The 25,203-nt window shown below is 48.1% G+C and carries 25 protein-coding genes; 8 read left to right on the plus strand and 17 right to left on the minus strand.

What is annotated here, in order from left to right; genetic code table 11:
* Positions 1-53: 53 nt before the first annotated feature.
* Both B4V02_RS16345 and B4V02_RS16350 read right to left on the minus strand, forming a co-directional pair.
* A complete protein-coding gene (locus tag B4V02_RS16345; RefSeq protein WP_094155598.1) occupies positions 54-1,469 on the minus strand; it encodes an MATE family efflux transporter in 1,416 nt (471 codons plus the stop codon).
* A 174-nt stretch (positions 1,470-1,643) separates the two neighbouring features.
* Positions 1,644-1,841, minus strand: a complete 198-nt coding sequence (locus B4V02_RS16350; protein ID WP_007429810.1) for a cold shock domain-containing protein — start codon at positions 1,839-1,841, stop codon at positions 1,644-1,646.
* A gap of 171 nt (positions 1,842-2,012) precedes the next feature.
* On the opposite strand from B4V02_RS16350, the gene B4V02_RS16355 reads away from it, so the two are divergent.
* The 5 genes from B4V02_RS16355 (at position 2,013) to B4V02_RS16375 (ending at position 5,978) form a co-directional block, all read left to right on the plus strand.
* A complete protein-coding gene (locus B4V02_RS16355; RefSeq protein ID WP_029390276.1) occupies positions 2,013-2,246 on the plus strand; it encodes a hypothetical protein in 234 nt (77 codons plus the stop codon).
* Positions 2,247-2,253: 7 nt separating this feature from the next.
* Entirely contained in the window at positions 2,254-2,442 is a 189-nt protein-coding gene (locus tag B4V02_RS26700; RefSeq protein WP_007429808.1) for a hypothetical protein, read from the plus strand.
* Positions 2,443-2,639: 197 nt separating this feature from the next.
* Positions 2,640-4,436, plus strand: a complete 1,797-nt coding sequence (pepF, locus tag B4V02_RS16365; RefSeq protein WP_094155599.1) for an oligoendopeptidase F — start codon at positions 2,640-2,642, stop codon at positions 4,434-4,436.
* Between the two features lie 113 nt (positions 4,437-4,549).
* The gene (locus tag B4V02_RS16370) at positions 4,550-4,927 is read left to right on the plus strand and encodes a LapA family protein (protein ID WP_094155600.1); all 378 of its coding nucleotides are present in this window, start codon (positions 4,550-4,552) and stop codon (positions 4,925-4,927) included.
* A gap of 13 nt (positions 4,928-4,940) precedes the next feature.
* Positions 4,941-5,978 carry a M42 family metallopeptidase gene (locus B4V02_RS16375; protein WP_094155601.1) on the plus strand — a complete coding sequence of 346 codons (1,038 nt, stop codon included), beginning with the start codon at positions 4,941-4,943 and terminating at the stop codon, positions 5,976-5,978.
* Between the two features lie 151 nt (positions 5,979-6,129).
* Here the strand turns inward: B4V02_RS16375 and B4V02_RS16380 are convergent, their stop codons facing one another.
* From B4V02_RS16380 to hemE, 8 genes are all read right to left on the minus strand, one after another.
* Positions 6,130-8,079, minus strand: a complete 1,950-nt coding sequence (locus B4V02_RS16380) for an ABC-F family ATP-binding cassette domain-containing protein (protein WP_094155602.1) — start codon at positions 8,077-8,079, stop codon at positions 6,130-6,132.
* A 136-nt stretch (positions 8,080-8,215) separates the two neighbouring features.
* Entirely contained in the window at positions 8,216-9,016 is an 801-nt protein-coding gene (locus B4V02_RS16385) for a DUF92 domain-containing protein (RefSeq protein ID WP_094155603.1), read from the minus strand.
* Between the two features lie 54 nt (positions 9,017-9,070).
* Entirely contained in the window at positions 9,071-9,694 is a 624-nt protein-coding gene (locus B4V02_RS16390) for a fumarylacetoacetate hydrolase family protein (RefSeq protein WP_094155604.1), read from the minus strand.
* A 38-nt stretch (positions 9,695-9,732) separates the two neighbouring features.
* Positions 9,733-10,503 (minus strand): glycerophosphodiester phosphodiesterase, encoded by a 771-nt coding sequence (locus B4V02_RS16395; RefSeq protein ID WP_007429801.1) that lies wholly within the window; start codon positions 10,501-10,503, stop codon positions 9,733-9,735.
* Positions 10,504-10,536: 33 nt separating this feature from the next.
* Positions 10,537-11,916, minus strand: a complete 1,380-nt coding sequence (locus B4V02_RS16400; protein ID WP_094155605.1) for a CapA family protein — start codon at positions 11,914-11,916, stop codon at positions 10,537-10,539.
* A gap of 136 nt (positions 11,917-12,052) precedes the next feature.
* The gene (gene hemY / locus B4V02_RS16405) at positions 12,053-13,498 is read right to left on the minus strand and encodes a protoporphyrinogen oxidase (RefSeq protein ID WP_094155606.1); all 1,446 of its coding nucleotides are present in this window, start codon (positions 13,496-13,498) and stop codon (positions 12,053-12,055) included.
* 7 nt (positions 13,499-13,505) lie between these two features.
* Positions 13,506-14,447: a ferrochelatase gene (gene hemH / locus B4V02_RS16410; protein ID WP_094155607.1), complete on the minus strand. Its 942-nt coding sequence runs from the start codon at positions 14,445-14,447 to the stop codon at positions 13,506-13,508.
* Positions 14,448-14,476: 29 nt separating this feature from the next.
* Positions 14,477-15,523: a uroporphyrinogen decarboxylase gene (gene hemE / locus B4V02_RS16415; RefSeq protein ID WP_094155608.1), complete on the minus strand. Its 1,047-nt coding sequence runs from the start codon at positions 15,521-15,523 to the stop codon at positions 14,477-14,479.
* A 233-nt stretch (positions 15,524-15,756) separates the two neighbouring features.
* Here hemE and B4V02_RS16420 point away from each other — a divergent pair, with 233 nt between their 5' ends.
* Complete coding sequence (locus B4V02_RS16420; protein WP_007429796.1) at positions 15,757-16,977, plus strand: MFS transporter; 1,221 nt, start codon at positions 15,757-15,759, stop codon at positions 16,975-16,977.
* A gap of 113 nt (positions 16,978-17,090) precedes the next feature.
* Here the strand turns inward: B4V02_RS16420 and B4V02_RS16425 are convergent, their stop codons facing one another.
* The gene (locus B4V02_RS16425; RefSeq protein WP_094155609.1) at positions 17,091-17,735 is read right to left on the minus strand and encodes an O-methyltransferase; all 645 of its coding nucleotides are present in this window, start codon (positions 17,733-17,735) and stop codon (positions 17,091-17,093) included.
* 171 nt (positions 17,736-17,906) lie between these two features.
* Here B4V02_RS16425 and B4V02_RS16430 point away from each other — a divergent pair, with 171 nt between their 5' ends.
* Both B4V02_RS16430 and B4V02_RS16435 read left to right on the plus strand, forming a co-directional pair.
* Positions 17,907-19,061 carry a THUMP domain-containing class I SAM-dependent RNA methyltransferase gene (locus B4V02_RS16430; RefSeq protein WP_007429794.1) on the plus strand — a complete coding sequence of 385 codons (1,155 nt, stop codon included), beginning with the start codon at positions 17,907-17,909 and terminating at the stop codon, positions 19,059-19,061.
* Positions 19,062-19,303: 242 nt separating this feature from the next.
* Complete coding sequence (locus B4V02_RS16435) at positions 19,304-21,286, plus strand: LTA synthase family protein (protein WP_094155610.1); 1,983 nt, start codon at positions 19,304-19,306, stop codon at positions 21,284-21,286.
* A gap of 102 nt (positions 21,287-21,388) precedes the next feature.
* Here B4V02_RS16435 and B4V02_RS16440 read toward each other — a convergent pair whose 3' ends face one another.
* The 6 genes from B4V02_RS16440 to racE all read right to left on the minus strand — a co-directional run bounded on the left by B4V02_RS16440 (position 21,389) and on the right by racE (position 25,039).
* Positions 21,389-21,658 carry a hypothetical protein gene (locus B4V02_RS16440; protein ID WP_094155611.1) on the minus strand — a complete coding sequence of 90 codons (270 nt, stop codon included), beginning with the start codon at positions 21,656-21,658 and terminating at the stop codon, positions 21,389-21,391.
* A gap of 96 nt (positions 21,659-21,754) precedes the next feature.
* Positions 21,755-21,976, minus strand: coding sequence for a YuzB family protein (locus tag B4V02_RS16445; protein WP_007429791.1), 222 nt, complete (start codon positions 21,974-21,976; stop codon positions 21,755-21,757).
* Between the two features lie 23 nt (positions 21,977-21,999).
* The gene (locus B4V02_RS16450; RefSeq protein ID WP_010348956.1) at positions 22,000-22,302 is read right to left on the minus strand and encodes an iron-sulfur cluster assembly accessory protein; all 303 of its coding nucleotides are present in this window, start codon (positions 22,300-22,302) and stop codon (positions 22,000-22,002) included.
* 151 nt (positions 22,303-22,453) lie between these two features.
* Positions 22,454-22,720 carry a hypothetical protein gene (locus B4V02_RS16455; protein WP_094155612.1) on the minus strand — a complete coding sequence of 89 codons (267 nt, stop codon included), beginning with the start codon at positions 22,718-22,720 and terminating at the stop codon, positions 22,454-22,456.
* A 134-nt stretch (positions 22,721-22,854) separates the two neighbouring features.
* Positions 22,855-24,111 carry a M14 family metallopeptidase gene (locus B4V02_RS16460; RefSeq protein WP_094155613.1) on the minus strand — a complete coding sequence of 419 codons (1,257 nt, stop codon included), beginning with the start codon at positions 24,109-24,111 and terminating at the stop codon, positions 22,855-22,857.
* 118 nt (positions 24,112-24,229) lie between these two features.
* Positions 24,230-25,039: a glutamate racemase gene (gene racE / locus B4V02_RS16465; protein WP_043890936.1), complete on the minus strand. Its 810-nt coding sequence runs from the start codon at positions 25,037-25,039 to the stop codon at positions 24,230-24,232.
* Positions 25,040-25,203: the final 164 nt, after the last annotated feature.

Below are 25,203 nucleotides of genomic sequence, written 5' to 3' on the forward strand. Positions count from 1 at the left end.
AAAAGAGGCACACCTGTAATATTTAATAGTCATGAATAGCACAAACGTCCTACTTATCCCTCATCCTTTGCTGGCTTCATACCTTGTGAGACCTCTACCATGCTCGCTTGCTTCCACTTCCCGGAAGCATAATAGAACACGACGGCCACCGCAGAGATAACAAAACCAACAGGAAAGCTCCACCATACAGCATCTAGACCATACTCATCGACAAACGCATAGGCCAAAGGTATACGGATGCCCCATAATGAAATAATGGTAATTAAAAGCGGTATCATTACGGAGCCCGTAGATCGAACAACGCCTGTAATGACATTGGTGATGCCAAATATAACAAAGGACCACAAGGTAATCAGATTAATCCGCATCCCCAATTCCAATGCACCACCTGTAGAAGGAAGGAACATTAGCAGGGCCTGACGGTTAAACACGTAAATGAGTACCACAGCTCCGCCAGTCAACACAAAATTGTACACAATCCCAATCCAGGTTGTCCTGCGCACTCGATCCCAACGTCCGGCTCCGATATTTTGGGCAGCAAAGGAAGACACTGCTGCACCTAGCGCCATTGCGGGCATCTGCACATAGCTGGACAAATTATTCGCTGCCGTATATGCCGCAGCTGCCACAGTCCCGTAGCCGTTAATCAAATTCATTAATGCAATTGCGCTGGTGGAGACAGCAATCATTTGCAGACCCATCGGCACTCCCTTACGGATCAGGGTCCAAATAATCTTCCAGTCGAATCTCAGCAAGTGAAGCTCTGAAGAGGTAATACGCAAAAAATATTTTACACGATAAAGATAAATGAGAATCAGCACAAAACTGATCCCTTGAGCGATCAGGGTAGCCACTGCGGAACCTCCTATGCCCATTGCGGGTATCGGCCCCCATCCGAATATGAACAGCGGGTTAAGCAGTACATCCAGCACGACGGAGATGAGCAGAAAATAAAACGGTGTTTTGGAATCCCCTGCCCCTCTCATGACGGTCATAATGTAGTTATAGCCGTACAAAAAGGGCATGCCCGCGAAAATAATACGCGTATACGTGATCGCCATGTCCACCGATTCGGCAGGTGTATTAAGCACATGGAGAATCCACGGAACACCCAAAAAACCGATAATGCCTATAGCCAAAGCAAGCACTAGAAAAAAAACGGCGCTTGTGCCTACGACACGCTTGGTTTCAGCAATGTCTCCTGCTCCGATATGTTGTCCGATCAATATGGTGGCGGCCATCGTGACGCCAAAGATCGAACTGATCAGAAAAAACATAATAATATTTCCGTTGGAAGCGGCAGTCAATGCGGCCTCGCCGAGAAACTTCCCTACCCAGATCGAATTGATGGTTCCATTCAAGGATTGCAGAATGTTTCCGAACAGCATCGGCAAAGAGAACATAAACAGCGTTTTGGCAATGGGACCTTCAATTAAGGAAGGCTGGGGACTAGCCTCTGCTGTGCTCATTTTATCAACTCCTTTAATTAAAATGATTTCCAACTCAGCCTCTTCATATCATAAACGTTTTTACGCAAAAAAGCGCAGTTCCTTAAATTTAAGGAACTGCGCTTTCAATTCATTGTTTAACCGTAATATATAAGACATCCGTAGAACGGAACAATTCTTACAATTCAGTTACACTTACAGTTTGATAACGTTAGCTGCTTGTGGTCCACGGTTACCTTCAGTAATTTCGAATTCAACCGCTTGACCTTCTTCCAAAGTTTTGAAGCCGTCGCCTTGGATTGCGGAGAAGTGTACGAATACGTCCTCGCCACCATCCACTTGGATGAAGCCATAACCTTTTTCTGCGTTAAACCATTTAACTGTACCTTTCAAGTGAACAACCTCCTAAAAATACCGCCATCTATGGCGAATATCCATATTATACTTCATGCTTTTTCACAATGCAATTGATGTTTTTGATGAATTTTCAAGCTGGAATGATTTGCTTTTGCGGCGGAAACTGCGGTATCATGAACCAAAACATCTATTAACGGAGACATGCATATGATGAAAAAACACGAAATATACAAAAAAGACAAGTGGAACATGATGACAGTCGAAGTGCAGGGCCGTTACATCGTTCTAAGGGAAATATCCGATGATTGGGGCGAGGAAGCCCACACTTTTTTGAGCCGTCCGGCGCTGATGCAGTGGGCTCAAAATCGGTTTCCCAAGCAGTCCTTTCAAGATAACGAGGAAGAGTGGCAGCGGATCATGGACGCTTTCAAACAGGTATAGCTGACTCATGGTGTCCAACAGCTATCTCATCTTCATTATTTTGGCCTTCACGCTGGGCGGAGTGCTGATTATGAAACGTGATACGATACCGGCTCCTCTCAAAAAGTGGATGGCCCTCACTGCCGTGATCATGGTTTGCCTTGCCTTTTATCTTATTGTATACAGCTTATTAAATATAGGTTCCAACCCACAGTAAGGAAAATTATACTTTCGGAGGCAAGAGGTCATACTATGGCTACAAGCCATGGTATAAGGAGGATATGCCGTTATATGCATCCTGTAAAACCTCTTGCCCTGCTGCTTGCGGTAAGCGTGGCGGTTTCTTCGTTTTGGCATCCGTCCCTTGCCGCCGCAGCCCTACCCCACATTATGTTCGATCAGAGGAGGCTCCCCATGAGTAAAATTGTAAAACGCGCCGATGCGCCGGTGGAAAATACATGGAAACTGGAAGACCTGTTTCCTGACCGCAAAGCATGGGACCAAGAATACGAAGAAGTCAAACAATTAGCCAAAAAGGCTGCACAATTCCAAGGCAAGCTGAATTCAGCCGAAGCGATTGGCAACTGCTTTAAACTGGAAGATGAACTGTCGCTCAAAACCGAGCGGGTCTATGTGTACGCCCATCTGCATCATGATGAGGATACGGCTGAACCTACATATCAAGGGCTTTCTCAAAAAGCCAAAAAATTAGGCGTTGAGGTTAGTGAGTCGCTTTCTTTCGTGACACCGGAAATTTTGGCCCTGCCGGATCAACAGCTTGATGCCTTCATTGAAGATCCGAAGCTGGCGGATTACAAATTTACCCTTCAAGAAATGAAGCGGGAAAAGGCGCATGTTTTGGGCAAAGCAGAAGAAGCGCTGCTTGCTCAGGTTGGCAATCTGGCTCAGGCTCCGCAAACGATTTTCGGTATGCTGAACAACGCCGATTTAAAATTCCCTAAAATTAAGGATGAAAACGGCAAAGAGGTTGAGCTGACCCATGGCAGCTATATTCAATTTCTCGAAAGTCCGCATCGTGAAGTACGTGAGCGTGCTTTTAAAGCAGTCTATGACACGTATGCCAAAAATAAAAATACGATTGCTTCCACACTGAATGCCAATGTGAATAAAAATATTTTTTATTCTCGTGTTCGCAAATATCCTTCCGTATTGGAAATGTCACTATACGGTGACAATATTCCGAAGGAAGTGTATACGAATCTCATTGATACCATTCATGAAAGTCTGCCTCTGCTCCATCGTTATATCAAGCTGCGTAAAAAGCTGTTAGGTGTGGATGAGCTTCATATGTATGATTTGTTCGCTCCGCTTGTGGACGAATACAAAATGGACATTACGTATGAAGACGCCAAAAAGCAAACGTTGGAGGGCCTTAAGCCACTCGGTAAGGATTATCTGGCCTCATTGCAAAAAGGCTATGATGAGCGCTGGATTGACGTATACGAAAATGAAAATAAACGTACAGGCGCTTACAGCTGGGGAGCTTATGGCACCCATCCTTATGTACTCCTGAACCATAAGGATAACCTGAACAGCATGTTCACACTTGCTCATGAAATGGGGCACGCGTTGCATTCCTATTATTCAGACAACGCATTGAAGTACAGGGATGCACAGTACACCATTTTCCTGGCTGAAGTAGCTTCCACGACCAATGAAGCATTGCTGATGGACTACCTGCTGAACAAATCTACCGATCCAAAAGAGAAAATGTATCTTCTCACCTACTATGCGGACCAATTCCGTACAACGGTATTCCGTCAAACGATGTTTGCGGAATTCGAGAAGATTGTACATGAACGCGCAGAACAGGGAGAATCCCTTACGCCGCAGCTTTTGTCGGAAATTTACTATGATCTGAATGTGAAATATCACGGTCCAGGCATGAAGGTAGACAAGGACATTGAAATGGAATGGGCGCGTATCCCCCATTTTTATAACAGTTTTTATGTCTACAAATATGCTACCGGCTTCTCGGCAGCAACCAGCTTCTCGAAACAGATTCTCGAAGAAGGCCAGCCGGCCGTTGACCGTTACTTAGGCTTCTTGAAGAGCGGCGGCAGCGATTATTCTATCAATATTTTGAAGAATGCTGGCGTCGATATGTCCTCACCGCAGCCAATTCGCGAGGCGATGAGCGTATTCGAGGAAGTCATTACGGAAATGGAAAAGCTGACGGAAGGCAAATAGAACTGTGCACGCATACAATCCAGCATTGAAGCGATGCACGGATAAATCCCTTGTCCATGGCGGGCAAGGGATTTTATAATGTACCGTAAGAATGGACGGGAGGAGGTGGCAATTTGAAAACACAATGGTCTTTAATCGCTGCTCTTGTTATCGCCTTGTTAACGGCTGTATTTGCTGTCATTAATGTGAACTCGGTTCAAGTGAATCTGCTGTTTAGTGTAGTGAATATCCCCTTGATTCTACTTATTCTTGGCTGCACTCTTTTAGGTGGACTTATCGTCGGTTCATTCGGTATCTTCCGCCAATACAAGCTTCAGAGAGAACTTAAACGTCTGACTGCCCAGCTTCATACACTGCAAGAAGAGCATAACTCCGCGATGGAAGCATATGCGCATACGACCTATGACACACCTGATTCATCCAGCACATTGTCTATATCCGACAGAGTTACAGAGCAACCGTCCTCTAACCCTGATCGGTTGTCCAAATGAGGAGGAGCACCAAATGACGATTCAATTGAATGAAGATTACATGATGAGCTTTCTACAACAGCTGCTGAACACGCCCAGCCCAAGCGGGTATACTCATCATGTAATGGAACTGATCCGCAAGGAAGCCGAAAGCCTCGGGGTTCCGATCGAATCGAACGCCAAAGGAGGCGCCATCTTGACCTTGGAAGGTCAGGAAACAGGCCATACGCTGGCGCTGAGCGCCCATGTGGATACATTGGGCGCGATGGTGCGCTCGATTACCAATCAAGGCACCTTGCGTCTGACATCCGTCGGCGGCTTTATGATGAATAGCATTGAGAACGAATACTGTCTTATTCATACCAGAAGCGGACAAACGTATACAGGTACCATTCTGTCCACTCATCCATCCGTGCATGTCTATGATGATGCACGAAGTTTTGAGCGCAAAGAAAGTCATATGGAGATACGGATTGACGAACTGGTCGAATCAAAGGAAGACGTGATACAGTTAGGCATTGCGGTGGGTGATTTTATTTCGTTTGATGCCCTTCCGGTCGTAACACCGAGCGGCTTCATCAAATCACGGCATCTGGATGATAAAGCCAGTGTGGCTGCGCTATTTGGTTTACTGCAATCCGCCGTACACGAGGGCTGGAAGCCTCGGCATACTATTAAATTGCTCATTTCCAACTATGAGGAAGTAGGGCATGGAGCGGCATACATACCCGAAGGAATCACTGAGATGATAGCTGTCGATATGGGCTGTATAGGTGAAGATCTGAGCTGCAAGGAAACGGATGTTTCGATCTGTGCCAAGGATTCCTCCGGGCCCTATGATTATCATATGACAACTCGTCTGATTGAGCTGGCCAAAGAGCTTCGTATTCCGTATGCGGTTGATATTTATCCGCACTACGGCTCGGACGCCTCGGCTGCACTGAAAGCAGGCAACAATATCCGGGCCGCACTGATCGGCCCCGGTGTACACGCCTCCCACGCGATGGAGCGTACGCATAAGCAGGCTGTGTTGAACACTGCCCGTCTGCTTGCGGCTTATGTAACGGTTTAATCTGGATGATGACAACCGCCCTGTTACATCGGCAATAGACCAGTAATTAAAAAAAGCAAGTCTTCCGGTTTTACGGAGACTTGCTTTTTTAGTCTGAGCAACGAGAAAAAAATCGCTCCTGCAGCATGTTGGTTATGTGCTATATGAATGCTTATGACTTGCTTTGTTCAATTTGCTCGGCAAGCTCGTTCAGGTAGGTCCACCGCTCCATTTGATACTCCAGATGCTCTTCAGCCTTTGCTTGCTCAGCCATAAGCTCCTGTAGCCGGGCCGAATCACTGAAAGCCTCCTCCATTTGTCGCTGGATGTCGGCTAACTTCTCTTCGGCTTGTTCAATCAGGTCGTCAATTTGCTCATATTCCCGCTGTTCATTAAAGGTGAATTTAAGCTTGGTTTTGCTTGTCTCCTTGACCGAATTCGAAGCACCTGCTGACTTTGGCGCAGAAGACCGGGCCGAAGAAGATGTACCCGGCGAGACAGGCGTAGCCGCAGATGATTGAGCATTTTTGCTCATCCATTCTGCATACTCGCTGTAATCGCCCACATGCACTCGTACCTGTCCTTCGCCTTCAAATGCCAGTATTTTATCCACCGTCCGATCCAGGAAGTAGCGATCATGAGAAACGATGAAAACCACGCCCGGGAATTCATCCAGATAGTCTTCCAGTACAGAAAGGGTCTGAATATCCAGATCATTTGTAGGCTCATCCAGTAGCAGCACATTGGGGGCGGACATCAGGACACGCAGCAGGTACAAGCGCCGTTTCTCTCCCCCGGACAATCGCGAAATTACCGTCCATTGCGCGTTAGGAGCAAACAGGAAACGCTCCAGCATTTGCGCAGCTGTAATCGTTGATCCGTCTGCTGTACGAATCACTTCAGCCTCTTCCTTGATGTACTCAATGACCCGCAGTGATTCGTTCATTTCCTGATGTTCCTGAGTAAAATAGCCAAGTTTCACGGTCGGTCCCAGCACAACACTGCCGGAATCCGGTTCCACACGCTGGGCAATCATTTGCAGCAGGGTAGATTTCCCACTGCCATTGGGACCCAGGATACCGACACGATCCCCTGGAACCGCGATATAGCTCAAATCGTGTATCAGCTTGCGGGAATCTACCGACTTGGACAGATGCTCCAACTCCAATATCTTTTTACCGAGACGCGTAGAGGCTACGGACATTTCTACAGACCCTGAACGAGCTTCCGGCTGCTGATCCCTGAGCTGCTCATAGCGCTCAATACGAGCTTTCTGCTTGGTCGAACGAGCCTTTGCTCCCCGCCGAATCCAGGCCAGCTCATTACGCAGCAGGTTTTTCCTTTTCTGTTCCGAAGACGCTTCCCGCTCTTCGCGTTCTGCTTTCAGCTCCAGAAAACGGGTGTAATTGGCCTCATAGCGGAAAAGCCGTCCATGATCCAGTTCCAGCATGACATTCGCAACTCGATCCAGAAAATAACGATCATGCGTGATCATTAACAGTGCACCGCGTCTTTTTTGTAAATATTGCTCCAGCCACTCCACAGACTCATTATCAATATGGTTGGTAGGCTCGTCCAGAATGAGCAGCTCGCAGGGTTGGATCAAAGCCGCCGCTAAAGCTACCCGCTTGCGCTGACCGCCGGAAAGAACGCCCATACGCGCCTCAAACTGGGTAATTCCCAGCCGGGTAAGTATATTTTTGGCCTCGCTCTCCAACTGCCATGCCTGAAACGTATCCATTTGCTGGCTTGCCCGCAACAGACGGCTTTGAAGCTCCTCGCTGCCCGGATTCAGTTCCAGCAGCTCCATGGTTTCCGTGTATTCACGCACGGCTTTCATTTCTGGCTGGTTGCCGTGAAAAATATGCTGGAGTACCTTCATCTCAGGATCAAACTCTGGGTTTTGCGCCAAATACTGAATACGTACATCATTGTTCACTGCAATATTGCCATCATCTGGCGGCTCCAGCCCGGAAATTACTCGTAAAAACGTCGATTTACCGGTACCGTTCACACCGACAACTCCTATTTTGTCACGTTCATCCATACCAAAGGAAGCATCCTGAAACAACACTTTTTCACCATAGCTTTTCGTTATATGTTCAACGGTCATAATATTCATACGGATTCCCTACTCTTCCCCAGTTTTGTACTGCATCCTGTTTATTTTAACACAGACACAGCTAATGATTAAAAAAAACCGTTACCTGAACAATGTCAGTACGGTTTTTAGCAACTAGATGTCAGGATTATTCAGATTAAAAGAAAATACCTACAAGAGCAACCAGTCCTCCGAAAATAGAACTAATGCTATTCACCCGATCATTACTCATCCAATGCCAGCCACGCACATAAACCGTTGCTTGTCCACAATGCGAGTCTACTTCTACCTCCCGTCCACAAACCGTGCAGGAACGCATCCTCTGCACCGTAGCACCAAGATAGGAATCAGCAAAGGCCCCCGCACTGCCGGATATGCCTCCAATCAATGCCCAGAGCCATATCGGCAAGATCGGCGTTCCTATGGCATATTCAAAGGCCCATGCACCTATTCCGATCAGTACGCCCCCAGCCAGGGCCGCAGTCGTTCCCATTGCAGATACGCCTCCCGAGGTTCCGGGTGCCAGCACCTTTCCGTTAAGCACCGAACGTGGCGGCTTACGGCTCAGACTGCCGAATTCCGTTGCCCATGTATCGGATGTGACTGTAGCCATGACACCAACAAATGCCAGCTGCCAGGCCATGTGAGGCCATATGGCATACCCCAGACATAGCAGCATACCTAATCCCCCGTTGGCCCATACCTGGCCTGCATCCCGATTGCCGGTTTTGGCATACGATTTTTCAAGCTCTGCCTTGCGCTCCTTTTTGTACCTTGACAGGAGAGTTGATGTTATGAAAAACAGGAGCAAAGTACCGAACCAGAACAGATTGCCTGCCCCATAATACACGGTTCCCATCAATACAGCTGCGACAAAGCCGGATAGCGTTAAGGATTTTTTATAAAAAGCAGCCCCCGCCACCACAGCAGCGCAAAGCAAGCCGATGATCCAGTCCATGAAATCCCTCCGCTTGTGAATGGAATCTTTCTATGATATTGTTTCACAGACTGTTTAGGCGATGGTGCAGCTTCCCTGACGATCACTTCCCCAGAAAAGCTCGAAGCGATCCCCGCTTGTGGTAGGACCAACACCGTCCGGAGTGCCTGTAAAAATGATATCACCCTCACCCAGCCCATAATGAGTCGCTATGTATTCAACGATGTTTTCGATGGAAAAAATCATATCCTTGATATGACCGCGTTGTACTTCCTGTCCGTTTTTGAGCAAGCTAAAATCCTGCTGCCCCAGTATGTCCAGGTTCTCCAAGGGCAGGAAAGGCGTCACAGGAGCAGCCGACTTAAAGCCCTTGGCAGCCGTCCATGGATGACCTTTTTTCTTAAGAGCACTTTGTACATCACGCAGCGTAAAATCAATGCCGAATGCAAAAGCGCTCAGACACGTATCTGCGGACATTCCCGACTCGTAATTACGCCCGACAGCCACAACCAGCTCAGCCTCAAAATGAATATCACCTTTCCCCTGAGGAAGCTCCAGCGTGGCACCATCCAGCGGCACAACCGCATGGGAAGGCTTTAAAAAAATCATCGGTTCTGTAGGAACATCATTCCCCAATTCCTCTGCATGCAGCTTATAATTGCGTCCGACACAGTAAACATTACGAATTTCCGTGTTCATTACAACCGCCATCCTTCCCACATATGTAGTACATTGATTTAACGAATAAGATTACGTATATAATGCCACAAGCGGTGCTTGGAATGCAAAAAAACCTGCTCCCAGCGGTCCGGCCAGTTGGTACAAATCATCAATTCAGGATGCAGTGCGGATAATCTCCGCATGATACGGCGATCATCCACCGTCCACGCCATAACCGTAATACCACGTCCTATCAGGTTCTTCAATAAACTACGATCCAGACGCGGATAGCCCATGGATAAAAAAGAGCATTGCAGCTTCTCCAGTTGCTTCGCCAAATCGTCCGGACGCGCGTCAATAATGAGCCCGGTACGGATCGCAGGTGCCAGCTCTTTGGTGTGGCGTAAAGCAGCACGCTCAAAGGAGGTCAATACCACCTCACCCTCCATGTCTCTCATTATAATTTCACGGAGTACGGCTTTCTCCAGACCTGGATACATATCGCCCGCTGTTTTAAGCTCAATATTGAGTGATACCCGGCCGCGGCACAGATCCAACACCTGTGCGAGAGAAGGGATTTTTTCTCCATAATATTTCGCATTTTTCCAGCTACCTGCATCTAGTTGTTGCAGCTCTTTCCAATCTGAATCCTTTACCCGTCCCGTCCCATTCGTCGTTCGCTCCAGCGTAAAATCATGGATGACCACCGGAACACCGTCCTTCGACAGTTGTACATCCAGCTCAATCCAGTGTACAAACGGCTGCTCCAGCGCAAGTCTAAAGGCCGCCATCGTGTTCTCGGGAGCAATGCCTGAAAAACCACGGTGAGCCACGCACAAATGCTTCATCCCAATCATGACCTCCATCCACAAAGGAGTTCTTCATCTTACTGTACCATCCGCACCTATCGTGACATTTCCCGGCGACAGTGCTGCTACTCTCTGCAAAATTTTGTTGGCCTCCGCATCCTGCAGCGGAATCGGTTGACCGAGCTCGGCCCGGTAAGGAGTCAGCTTCATGTCGCAAGCCCCGCTACGGGTACAGGTTGCCTGAAATATCGCTGTGTCCCAAGTGGCTGGCACCGTTGATTTGGAAAAAATAAAATTGCCTGTGCTGTATGCGATCCATTTGCCTTTATATTGCTCGAGCCCTTGAAGCACATGCGGGTGACCGCCGATGACAATATCGGCCCCTGCATCAATAAAGGCGTGCGACAACTCGATTTGATGTGGCTCCAGAGTAGCGGCGCGCTCCTTCCCCCAATGGGCAATGACAATCACCAGATCTGCCTGCCTTCGTGCCTCGCGGATGGACTTCACGATGGCGGTCGAATCATATGCTCCGGCAACACCAGGCTGTTTGACACCTGCATTCCAATTGGCATCAGGCATGACACGTGTAGCTCCTAACAACGCAATTTTAATGCCTTTGCGGTCAAAATAGTGCGGCGCGTACGCTTCTTTGGCATTACGTCCGGCTCCAACATGTGCTATACCCTTTTCATCCAAATATTTTAGTGTGTCCAGTAACCCGCCTGTACCCTGATCCAAAATATGATTATTGGCCAAATTTACAGCATCTATCCCCGCCGCTGCTAATGCAGTTAACGCCTTGGGAGAAGATTTGTACACATACGTTTTATTTAACGCACCAACACCGCCAGTTGTCACTGGCGTTTCCAGATTGGCAATCGTCAAATCGTCTTTACGAAACAGGTTCCCGAGATATTGATATGGAAAATCAAATCCGTTTTTCTCCAACCTCTGCTCAACCTTACCGGAAAACTGCACATCCCCTACAAAGTGAAGCGTGACTGTGGATGAAGCCTTCCCGTCATTCTCCTGAAGTGAACCCGAGTCTGAAGTGTTGCCTACGGGGACTTGCGTATCAGATGGTGTTACGGAACGATTGCCCGTATCTACAGCAGCATCAGCAGCTTGCTTCGTTCCATCGTCAGCAGCTTGCTCATCTACATTGGACCCATCGTTCAGTTGTTTACTGGACAAGGCTGTAACATTTTTACTCACCGAGGCAGAGGGCCGCTCTTCCCCGGAAGATTCCGGTTGAACGTTTTGCTGTGATTGCGAAGGCTCTCCGTTGTCCGCAAGTGTGCTGCTGCCGCGTTCAAATATGTAATAATAACCGAAAAGACCTATGATCATAAGCAGCAGGACAAGATTCGTCATAATCCAAGCCTTGCCTATTTTGATTTTTCTCGCTTTCTTCCTACCTTCATTTCGCTTTGATCTGGGAGGGTGCATTCTTCACTCCTTCTATGCCATAGCATATACATGAATTCCTTTTATTCGGTGAATTTTTCACCTTCTCCATTATATATCAAATTTCAATATAAATAGAACCCCTCGCCTGGAACACGAAGGGCTCATCAACGAACATTTACACCTGTACCTTAACCGCTTCCTGCTGTGCTGCTTGGACGGCATTAGCGGCCCACTCCTTGGCCTGACGGATGCAATCCGGCAAGCCAATCGCATCATAGCCAGCGCCCAAAACATACACTCCCGGCATGGCAGTTCGCAGTTCTTCCCGCAGATCGGCTATAGCTTGCGGATGCCCAACTGGATATTGCGGCATGGAATTGCGAAGACGCGTGATTTCCGTAAACAACGGATTCGCCGTAACTCCCATCATTTCTTTTAAATCCTGCCGTACCAGCGCAATCAAATCATCATCCGGCAGGTCTACGGTTTCTTCCGCTCCTGCTCGCCCAACATAGCAGCGCAGCAGCACCTTATCATCCGGGCTAGTATGCAGCCACTTCGCAGACGTCCACGTACAAGCCGTCACACTGCGTCCCTCTTTGCGTGGAACGAGAAAACCGGAACCGTCAAAGACGTTCTCAATATCTTTTTTATCGAAGGCCATGACCACGTTTGCCACGGATACGTAATTTACGGCCTCCAGTGCAGCCACATTCACATGCTCTCGCAAGAGTGGTGCAGCGGCAAAGTTTGGAGTCGTTACAAAAATATCGTCCGCCTCCAGCGTCTCTTCATTATCCAGTAAAACGCGATAGGCGCTATCTTCACTTTCTGTTGTCTTTGTGAATTCGGTAACAGCAATTCCCGTGCGCAAATCACAGTCATGCAAATCATTCAGCAACGCATGCACCAAACTTTGCAAGCCCTGACGAAAGGTCAAAAAGACGCTTTTTTTCGTGCCTGTATGCGTCTCGGCTGGTTTTCTCCCAGTCATCATCCCGTGAATGAGGCTTCCGTATTGCTGTTCAACCTCAGCAAATTGCGGGAAGGTCGCCTGCAAACTTAGCGTCTTCATGTTGGCGGCGTAGATACCGGCCAGCAGCGGCTCGGTCACATTCTCCAGCACTTCCTTGCCCAGTCGACGTTCAATAAAATCACCTAACGACTCGTCACCTTGTTCGCGACGGGGAGGAATCACAAAATCCATCATAGCCCGTAATTTCCCACCCAAAGAGATCAATCCGCTGCGCAGAAATGGTTCCAGCTCTGTTGGAATGCCCAATACCAGACCGGGAGGCATCGGATGAAGCTTTCCTTCATGCAAAATGTATGTCTTTTTGGCGTCGGGGTTCGTGCTTACCAGTTCATGATCCAGCTCCAGCTCTTTCGCCAGGTCTACCATGGCCGTTTTACGGGCCAGAAAGGAATCCGGTCCCTTTTCAATTACAAACCCGTCTTTATGCAGTGTTTCAATTTTGCCGCCAAGCACAGGAGCTTTCTCCACCAGTGTAATTCGTGGTGTATAGCCAGCTTCCTTGTACATTTTCCGTGTGTAAAAAGCTGCGCTAAGTCCGGTCAAGCCGCCGCCTACAATCACAATCTTGCGTAATTTTTGCTCCATTATGTCCTCATCCCTTTTTCCATTGGTCTATGATGACATCACTAAGCGTCTCCATATACAGCGGATCACTGTTGAGTGAATCTATGCGCTGAAAACGCATATCCAGCTCCTTCGCCAAAGCCTGCGCTTCAATATCCAGATCGTATAGCACTTCCAAGTGATCGGATACGAAGCCAACTGGCGCAGCGAGTACATACTCTACTTGCTCTTCCTTGAGACTGTGCATGGTATCCAAAATGTCCGGCCCCAGCCAAGGCTCTGCTGTACGACCAGCGCTTTGCCACGTAAACTGCCAATTGGTAATTCCCGCCTTGTCTGCAACAGCCTGCGATGTAGCCATTAATTGCTCTACATAGGGATCACCCATAGCCAGAATCCGCTCAGGCAAGCTGTGTGCGCTGAACAGAACACGAACCTCGTCCCGATTGGCCCCAGCTTCTTCAAAAAGCGTCAGCTTGGCATTCACACGCTCGGTGAGCGTCTTAATCAGCTTTGGATGAAGATGATAGCTCTCCACAAAAGAGATGGCCAGATCAAGCTCCTGTGCCTTGGCCTGCGCACGCTTAATGTAAGTACCAACACTCATAACAGAATAATGGGGAGCCAACACAGCACCCACCGCTTTACGGATGCCATCCTGCACCATCGCTTCCACACCATCCTCAATAAACGGCTTGGCATGTTTGAGTCCCTGGTAACAGATAAATTCAATGTCCGGGTTGCGATTCTCCCGATTTAAGGTTTCCTGCAGGCTTTGAACCTGACGATCCGTATTCTGACGCAGCGGAAAAACACCACCCACAATAGCTTCATAGCGGTCTTTCAATTCTTTTAATTGCTCCGGCGAGGGGGCATTGCCGCGACGAATATGTGTATAATAGGCTTCCACCTGATCCAGACTCTCCGGCGTCCCGTAGGACATAACCAGTACACCCACTTTGGTTTTCATTAGCAGTCACCTCTTGAATAGTTCTAATGTCAATTCTTTGGCAAAACGGTGCGGGAATACTCGTGTACATATTCGGTGAGCTCTCTTAATTTATCTAGCGAGGCTTCAGGAAATAATCCGTGTCCCAGATTAAAAATATATCCTGGCTCCAGTATTCCTTCATCTACGATTTTTTTTGCATACTGCTTGATAACATCCATTGGGGCAGTGAGCACATAAGGGTCCAGGTTTCCCTGCACACCAAAAGTGTTCCCCAGACGGCGACGTCCTTCAGGTATACTTACCCGCCAGTCCAGTCCAATCACATCGGCTTTTACCCCATTTAAATGGGGGAGCAACTCACCGGAGCTTACACCTGGAAAATAAATTTTAGGTACATTCAGATCGGACAATTCATGAAAAATACGTGTAATGGTCGGCAGCACAAAAGTCTGGAAATCATAAGGCGTAAGCGCGCCTACCCAGCTATCAAACAATTGAAATGCCTTACCGCCGTTAGCAATATGGGCACGCACGTATGTAATAACCATATCCCCCAGCTTATCCATCAGACGATACCACAGCTCAGGCTCCCCATACATCATCGCTTTGGTGCGAATATATCCTTTGGATGGTCTTCCTTCTATTAAATAGCTTGCAATTGTAAAAGGTGCTCCAGCGAACGTAATTAATGGCACTTTCAGTTCACGGTCCAAAATACGAATCGTTTCCAAAATATGACCCAGATCGCGTTCCACATCAATCGGGCGCAGATTGTCTACATCCGCAGCTGACCGGATCGGATTATCGATAACCGGACCAATATTTTTGACAATATCAAAATCAACCCCAAGCGAGGCCACCGGATTCATAATATCAGAATATAAAATAGCAGCGTCTACCCCAAGCTTGCGCACGGGCATTAAAGTCACTTCTGCGGCCAGCTCGGGCTGACGGCAAATTTCTAGCAACGTGTATTTTTCTTTAATTTTGCGATACTCAGGGTCATACCTTCCGGCCTGCCGCATGTACCATACGGGAATATGATCCACAGCCTGCTTGCGGCAAGCGCGAATAAAGGTATCGTTGTAGGTCATGACTTCAGCCTCCAGTTCGAATCATAAATACTATATTTTAATTATGCCCTTTTTCAAGAGTCGTAACAACTGCCGCTCTCGAACAAACCATGACAAACCCATGACATTTGGATAAAGTTTCAATGAAGTGTGTTATACTAGAGGAATGGCTTTTTTAAAGCTCCGGGGAAATTATATATAGATAAGCATTTATTACAACAGGATAAGAATGGCAGAAAGGAAGTGAGCGCACATTGAAATCGTGGGAGACATGGAAAATCAACCTTATAGTGCTTTGGTTCGGTCAATTTCTGGTCAACGCGGGTATTACAATGGTAACTCCGTTCCTCGCCCTGTATCTGGCTCATGATCTCCATGTAAAGGGAGAGCACGATATCGGTCTATGGGCCGGAGTTATTTTTGCCGCAAACTTTATGACCTCATTTATATTCCAGCCTTTATGGGGCAAGCTGGCTGATCGATATGGGCGCAAAGTCATGCTGCTTCGCTCAGGCTTCGGTATGGCTCTCGTGATCGGATGCATGGGCTTGGTCACCCATCCTTGGCAGCTGTTGGCACTTCGTCTGCTGAACGGTACGATTTCGGGCTTCAACCCGGCCTCCATTTCCCTGGTTTCGGGTACCACGCCTAAAGAGCGAACCGGATTCGCTATGGGCATTATGCAATCTGGCCAGATGGCCGGCACGATTCTTGGCCCTCTGCTAGGTGGCTTTCTGGCTGACTTGGTCGGGTTCAGACCGATCTTTTACATTACTGGAGCTCTTGTTTTCCTCGCCTCTTTAATTGCAATGTTCCTGGTTAAAGAAAACTTCAGCAAAGCGGAAGCCGCACGCACTCCGCAAATTTCGGTGCTTGCCGGACTAAAGGAGCTAAGCCATACGCCTCAGCTCCCAGCTTTGTTCACCGTAACATTCCTGCTCCAGTTTGCCATGATCAGCACAGTGTCACTGCTGCCATTGTATGTGCAGAAGTTATATGGCTCCGCAGAAGGAATCGCACTGATTGCCGGCTTTGTAACGGCCATTACCGGCGTATCCAATATGGTAGCTGCACCGCTGCTTGGAAGATTGAGTGATCAAGTAGGAGCCCACAAAATTTTGACCATCTCACTACTCGGAACGGCAGTCATGCTCATTCCGCAGGCTTTTGTCAATGAAGTTTGGCAACTTGTCATTATCCGCTTTTTTATGGGTGTGTTTATGGGAGGCTTGCTGCCAAGTGTAAATGCACTGATTCGGCTGTATACGCCAGAAGGTATGGAAAGCCGCTCTTTCGGCTTCAATACCAGCTCGCTGGCGCTAGGGAATATGCTGGGTGCTGCTATTGGTGGGGTACTGTCCGGGTTTATCGGCATCGAAGGACTGTTCATCATGTCAGGTGTTCTGCTGATCCTCAACATATTCTGGGTACGTATGAAGCTTTTTAGTCATAAGACCACGCATGATTTCAGGTAAGACAACCCTCTGATAAAATATAGCCCTCCAGAACGGATAAGAACCTCCACTCCACATTACTGTGGACAAGGAGGTTCTTTTTGGTGCAGCTATAGAAGCTGGGAGGCTACGAGCTATTTTACTCTTGCTAGTGCTAAACCATCATAGGCCGGCAAAAGCGTACTGACCAGACGCGGGTCTGTAGCGATCATTTCATTAAAGCGTCTCACGGCCTGTACGGCAGGCCCATTTTTATCTGTATTCAGCGTACGTCCACGAAGGAAGCAGTTATCCCCGGCAATAATGGCACCCGGCTTCGCCAGAGCAATCGCATATTCCAAATATACCGGGTAATTTTCCTTATCCGCATCAATGAAAAAAAAGTCGAAGGTTCGTCCTTCTTCCTGAAGCGTCTTCAAACTGTCCACTGCTGGCCCAATACGATATTCGACACGGTCACCGTAACCGTTGTCCTCCATATGCTTATGCGCAAGCAGCGCATAAGCTTTTTTCAGCTCCAATGATACAATTCGTCCCTTTTCCCCCAGCCCACGGGCCAGACATAATCCGCTGTATCCGCCCAGTGCGCCAATTTCCAGCACCTCCCCGGCACCGGACACCTCAATTAAAAAAGTCAGCAGCTTGCCATAGGGATGAGCAACTGATACCTCAGGCATCCCCTCTCCAATGATCGCCTCCCTGATGCTGCGCAGCGCTTCATCCTCCTGTACCAGTTGGTCTACATATTGTTCAGGCGTCATATTTGGTGTAATTTCCATGTATCATCTCTCCTTCTTGTTTTTATCATAACGCAGGTTGATCACGGTGTCCTTCGCAAATGATTTATCTGAATGATTTGCCTGATTGATTTGTCTCTTTGTGTACAATGACCTATACTATAGGGATTGAACCAAGCTTACATGATTATGGGGACGGAGTGAATACGTTTAATGACTCAACTGCAACTAATTGCAACTGCGCCGATGGGACTTGAAGCCGTCGTGGCCCGGGAGCTCAGAGAACTCGGGTATGAGAATCTGAGCGTCGAGAATGGCCGCGTCGTGTTTTCCGGGGATTACATAGATATATGCCGATGTAATCTGTGGCTTCGCACATCAGACCGCGTTCTTATTAAAATGGGTGAATTCGCTGCAACTACCTTCGACGAGCTGTTCGAGGGCACCAAAGCATTGCCATGGCAGGATTGGATTCCTGTGGATGGTGAGTTTCCCGTAGAGGGACGTTCGCACAAATCACAGCTTAGTAGCGTACCAGCCTGTCAGGGAATCGTCAAGAAGGCCATTGTAGAAAAGCTCAAGGAAACCTACCACACAGATTGGTTTGCCGAGGACGGCCCTCGTTACGTCATTGAGGTCATTCTATTGAATGACCGGGCATTGCTGACGCTTGATACGACCGGGCCAGGGCTGCACAAACGCGGCTACCGCAAGCTTGTTACCGAGGCCCCTCTCAAAGAGACGATGGCTTCTGCTCTTATTCAGCTTAGCCGCTGGAGCCCGGATCGCCCCTTCTACGATCCGTGCTGCGGTTCCGGTACTTTATTGGTCGAAGCCGCCATGCAAGCCTGGAATATTGCGCCAGGCCTGAGACGCACCTTTAATTCTGAAAACTGGCCTGTCCTCGGGAAAGAGTTATGGAATCAAGCTCGCGACGAGGCGATGGATTTGACCCGAGATGATATTCCTTTTGAGATTGCAGGCAGCGATATTGACCCAAGTGCCATCGAAGTAGCGGAGGCGGCTGTGAAGGCGGCAGGCTTCGCTAAAGACATCTCACTGAAGGTGATGCCTGCAAGCAAGGTTAGACTCGAGGGCCAATATGGTGTAATGATTACAAATCCACCTTATGGCGAAAGACTGAGCGAGCAAGCCGAGGTGGAAAAGCTGATCCGTACACTCGCACGCACGGCAGCCGAAATGAAGACCTGGTCCTTCTTTGCGATCAGTTCCACTAAGCAATTTGAGCATTATTGGGGCCGCAAGGCAGACAAGCGCCGCAAGCTGTTTAACGGCCGCATTGAATGTCAATACTATCAGTATCTAGGTCCTCTACCTCCGCGTCGCAAAGATATTTCGCCGTCGTAGTCCTAAATAGATGTAGCTCAGGCCAGGAAACGAACCCTCGTTCGACTCCTGGCCTGGTTTGTGCTGCACAGCCTGATAAACGGTATCGCTGCATCTATTACTGAAAGGAAAATGCTGTATTTTTATTACTTAATCATTGAAATGCGCCAGATGAGCGCTATAATGATTAAAGGCATTTCGGTTTTAACATGATGTTAATCTATAGTTTATACTAGCCGAACATTTCTGCCGAAGGGGGTAAAGTGTTGGTTATTCGCACGGCCAGTGCAAGTCGCACTGGAAACATGTTCAGCAGATTACTGCTGTCCCGATATTTCGGGTTGGGTCTGTTTCTTGTATTTATGATTGGCAAGCTCGTACTGATTCATTATAGCCTGCATGCCCAAAATATTGACATGACTACACTGGATTATGTCATCGCGCTTGGTTCACTCTTGCTTGTGAGCTTCTGGACCTTGTGGCTGCCACGTCGCGGACGTCTGGTTGCGCTGGTGGTGCTCGATATTCTGCTCACCGCGCTCATTTATTCCGATATGGTCTATTATCGGTATTTTCAGGATTTCATTACGATTCCTGTCCTGCTTCAAGCCGGACAAGTTGATTCGCTGGGGGGAAGCATCCTATCCCTTATGTACTGGTGGGATATTCTCTTTTTTGCAGACTGGATTCTGTTCATTCCCTATGTGATATTCGTCGCTTCCTTAAGGCGCCGGTACACCACAAATGATACTTATGTGGAAACATCCCGAAGCTCGCTGACCAAAAGATTTCTGCTTGGCTTCTCCAAAGGCGCTCTGGCCTTCCTGATTGGCTATATTTTCACCTTTGGACCGATCAAATATTATACCTCCACGTGGGCAACCGGCATATTTGTTGGTAATTGGTGGTCGATGGCCTTATACAACGTAACCGGATTGATCGGATTCCACGGATATGATATCTACCGCTATGGTCAGGATCATTTTGGATCTCAGCCTACATTGGCCCAAGCAGAATCCAACAAGGACAAGGAATGGTTTAATCAGCATCAGAAGCTGCTTCAAGTGAAAAATGACCTGTCCGGCAAATATAAAGGCAAAAATGTGATGGTCATTCAAGCTGAAGCGTTCATGAACTTTTTTATCGGCAAACAGATCAACGGTCAAGCGATTACGCCTAACTTTGACAAGCTGATGCAGGAAAGTATGTATTTCAACAATTATTTTCACCAAACTGCACAGGGTCGCACTTCGGACGCGGACTTTTCTACACATGCTTCATTGCATCCGCTACCTACGGGTTCGGTATTTATCCGTTATGCAGACCATAAGTTCGATACATTGCCTTCTATTTTAAAAGATACTGGCTATAGTCCAAATGCGTTTCACGTATACGACAGCAGCTTCTGGAACCGCTACACAATGTACAAAGCGATGAATTATGACAAGTTTTACAGTAAAAAAGATTTTGAAATAGATGAGCCACTGGGCTGGTCATTGGGAGACAAATCCTTCTTCCGTCAAACGCTCAATGATCTCACTACCGAAGTCAAACAACCGTTCTATGCCTATATGGTCGGCATTTCCAGCCATCATCCGTACAACCTGTCCCCTGACGCAGTAGATCTGGACGTCGGCGAGTTTGAAGGCACAATGTTCGGAGACTATCTGAAATCCGTCCATTATGTGGATGAAGCCTTGGGCGAACTGGTAGAGCAGATGAAGAAAGACGGTTTGTGGGACAATACGATCCTGATGTTCTACGGGGATCATGACAACTCTATTAAAGATAAAGCACTATATGAAAAGTTTCTGGGTAAGCCACTCACAGACTTGGACATGCAGAAGATCATGAACCAGGTGCCGCTGCTTGTGCATCTTCCTGACGGAAGTCATGCTGGGACCTATACGGAACCGGCTGGACAGCTGGATTTGACGCCTTCCGTCATGCATCTGCTCGGGATCTCTACTAAACCTTATCATTTTATGGGGAATGATCTGTTTAGCGGGAAACCACGTATGGTCGTGCTGCGCAGCGGTGCTTTCACGGATGGTCAAGTGTACTACATTCCATCTGAGGATGGTACATTCTCCAAAGGGACCTGTTACAACCTGTCTACAGGCCAGCCTACGGATGTGAATGCCTGCGGGCCGGGGTATACCGAGGCTCTCAATCGGTTGAACATTTCCGATCAGGTCATCACGTACGACCTCATTCGCCAGTGGGAATCACAGACGAATAAGTGACGAGGGAAACAAAAAATCCCGATCAATCAGCCTATACGTGCTGTTGATCGGGATTTTTGTATTCACAGTCGCTAGACTGCGCTCATGTGCAATGACGAATGTCTAGGGACGCAACATTTTTTTTGCCTGCTCAAGCCGTCCTGCCTCTTCATCCAGCATTTCCTCGGCAACTTCTACTGCATCGTCACCAAGACTATCCTTCGCCTGCTGTATGGCATGCTCTGCATGAGTGCGAGACTGCTCCGCCTGCTCAATCAATTGCTCAGCCGGATGTGACAACGCCTGAGACACGGCATTGTGGAGCTTGTCCACCGAGTTTTGCGTCTGGGCCTCGACACTGTGATCGTCGAGATTGGAATCATACTGAGCCATGAGTCACTCCTCCTTCTGGGCAGTGGTCTACACCCATTAGCATGGATCAGAAGAAGGGGAACTATGCAGAAAGTTGTGAATCCTGTGCAACGGGAGCTATTTTATAAAACGCGCAGCCTTTTCCAAGACCTCATCCTCTGTGGCCGCACTCACATAACGTCCGTTCACATACACAAACGCCCGTTTTCCACAAGGACCGCAATACGATTTGCAGCCGATTTTGATCTCGGCATCCGGTGCCATCTTTTGCAATTTGGGCAAGATCGTTTTCAAGCGAATATGATTACATTCATCACATACGCGAATATCATTGGCCATCTTTCATCCCTCCGTGCTCCGGCTTAGTGGTCGCCGTGATTGCCTTGGGAAGGGTTAGTAATGACAAATCCTTCTTGAGGGAAGTACAAGTAATCAATTTTCACACCATCCAGCAGTGGCTGACCTGTTTCCAAAATAACATCAATACCTTTATCTGTAGATACTACAGTATCTGTTTCTTTAGGCGTGTCCAAATCAAGCCCGTAATGAGCATGATCTCCGTGAGCATGAGTAATGACAACGCGCAAGCTCTTTCCTTGGTTTTCTGCCTTATCCAGTTCAAGCTTCAATACTTTAGCTGCGTTACGAGTAATTTTGCAGTTCATGTAACTCCATCTCCTTCATATTCTTTAAATGAAATGTGGTCTTTGGGATACCTATCACACCACATAATTTTTCTCAGTATAACAAAAGGCAATATTCCTATTGTAAAGAAAATCGCAAAAAATCGCAATCGCAAAATTCATAAGTTTACGTCTACCGAACACGTATATGCTGCTTTTCAAGCACATCGGGATACTTGCGTTCGGCGCGGGTTACAAACCAATTCATGAGCAGCAGCGTCACCCCAATGTCATCAATGGGCATAAAGGGCATAACATCAGGCAGTACCCAGTAAAGCAACACAGGAACAGCAAAAAGTAATTTTTCACTCCAGGGAATCCTCGAAGAGGTAATCAATCGGGGCATACGCCGAAATACATGTGACCATTGACGGAGAGACAGTAATCTTTTCCACTTCATAGGTTGTTCACTCCATTTCCATGCTCCTAAGTGTATATACCCGTTAATGGGATACATAAAGAGGAACACTTGAAAAAAACGTGTTCCTCTACATACGTACGAATGAATCATTGCGTTTCAGACGGCTTTGTCTTTCACCATGATAGCACCGCTGCCATTAACATACCCACTTCTGCTGCAATGTCGTCGTAATCACGCATGGGCAGCGGGTTTACGCCCAGACCAACCTCAACCGTAAACCCCGGTTTACCAAACCGCTGTATAAACCAATCCTTGTAGCCTGCATCGCTCCCCCTGAGCTTTACCGCCCGATATCCTGTCGCGGCAGCTAGCCGCAAGGCCAAATCTCTGCTCTCCTTGGGCTCCAGATCCCGATAATTCCAATAGATTTCCTGCCCCTGGCTGTGGATGGATAACACCACATCAAACTGTTCGCGCTCCGTCAGATCGACAAGCGCCCTGGATTCCGGCTCAGACAAAGGGGCAGGCCCTGCATAGTCTCTTCGAGACGGCCCTGCTTTACCGCGTCTGCGCACCTCCTCTTCCCAATACGCCGGAAATTGATCGTTGAGGTCGACACCACGAATATTCGCCTTCCACCCCCGATAATCAGTACGGCCTTCATTCCATTTTCTGAGGTTTTGATACATCGGATGAGTCGGAAGCACACCCTGCTGCACCAGTTCTACTCCGTCCGGGTTGACCATCGGTACCACCCATAACGAAGCGTGTTCCAGCCAATCCTGCGGAGAACCACCATACACCCATGGTGAAGTCCCCGCTTGCTTCGCTCGCTCACCCTGGAACTCTCTTTCTTCCTGTTCCCCAGCAGCACTAATTCCTTGCGCGTATTGCTCTATAAAACGCAGCAAACAAGGCGTCGTCAGCCATTCATTCGCATGTACAGAGGCGTTGGCGTGAATTTTTCGCGGTCCCCTCCCGATGCGTACATAGGGGATATCCTTCCCCATGACACTAGTGCCGATGCTGCCAACTTCAATAAACGGATACCTGCGGGCCAAGGCCGCAAGGTCTTCCATCAAATCCTCATACCCATACTCTCCACGCAAACGTACAATCTGATCCTGATGACCATCAGGAATAACAATTGTTTGCCCTTCCACAAACTCATGCTTCGCAAGTTCGGGATTCGCCAGCAGCAGTTCATCAAGTTCCACACCAAACTGTTTGGCAATTTGCCCTGCGTACTCACCGGGCTGAATGACGTATTGACGATCCGCTGACGGACGAATATATAGCACTTGACCACAAATCAGATAGGGTTGAGTGGTGGCCCACGGATTATCTGCGATCAAAGTGTCCGCCGTTAATTTAAAAGCCGAGGCGACCCGGTGTAATGTATCTCCTTTTTGAACGATGTATTCCCTCATCTTCTACGCCCCTTCCATCTGCCTTAATGCATGTTATGCACATGCTGCGTGTCTTGATGTAGCGAAAAGCAAAACAACCGTCTTCTTTTGTCCAATGACAAAAAAGACGGTTGTCTCGTCAATCCAGATTGGTCACTTGCCAGACGACAGGGGTTTGCCGAATTTGCTCCCCGAGCCACTTGGCGGCAATGCGCTGAAACAGCTCCGGATCGCCGGAGCAAAAAAGCTGATGCACCGGCGTTTCATCCCCAGCCTCCAGCCTGCCCTTGTTATACAAAATGGTACTTGTCTCACGAGCCGTTTCGTCCGCCGAGCTAATCAGTTTCACCGCAGGTCCCATCACTTCCTGAATCGTTTCCTTTAAAAAAGGATAATGTGTACAACCCAGAATCAGGCAATCAATCGGATACGCTTGAATGGGCTTCAGCGATGCCTCCACAACCTGCGATGTCGTCTTTGAACGGAACTGTCCTTGTTCCACCAAAGGAACAAGCGCAGGACAAGCGTGGCTCACCACGTCTACATAGGGAGACAACTGCTTAAGCGCAGCTGTGTATGCACCGCTTCGGATGGTGCCGACAGTCCCAATCACCCCGACATGTCCGGTGGCAGTTGCGCTCATCGCAGCACGAGCCCCGGGATGGATGACTCCGATCACCGGAATGGACACCTTTTGGCTTATATAGTCCAATGCCGCGGCTGTTGCCGTGTTGCAAGCAATAATAATGACTTTCGGATCAAACTGAATCAGAAAATCAACCATCTGCTCCGTAAATTTCTTAACCTCTTCCGATGGTCGGGGGCCATACGGGGTGCGCGCAGTGTCTCCAAAATAAATGATTTTTTCCCGCGGAAGCTGACGCATGACTTCTTTGACAACCGTCAAACCTCCTACACCGGAATCCAATATTGCAATCGCTTGCTGCACGTACACACCGCTTCCTTTTTTGTTCAAATATAAGTTGTTCCCTCTCGGGAAGCTATCCGTTGCTACATACCTTATGTCGCAATCATATAAAAGGTACCCCAAAAGATTACCCTAAAACAATGAAGTGAGCAACAAAAAGGCTTCACCCGGATGGGAGAAGCCAC

The sequence above is a fragment of the Paenibacillus kribbensis genome, assembly GCF_002240415.1.
Classification (GTDB): domain Bacteria; phylum Bacillota; class Bacilli; order Paenibacillales; family Paenibacillaceae; genus Paenibacillus; species Paenibacillus kribbensis.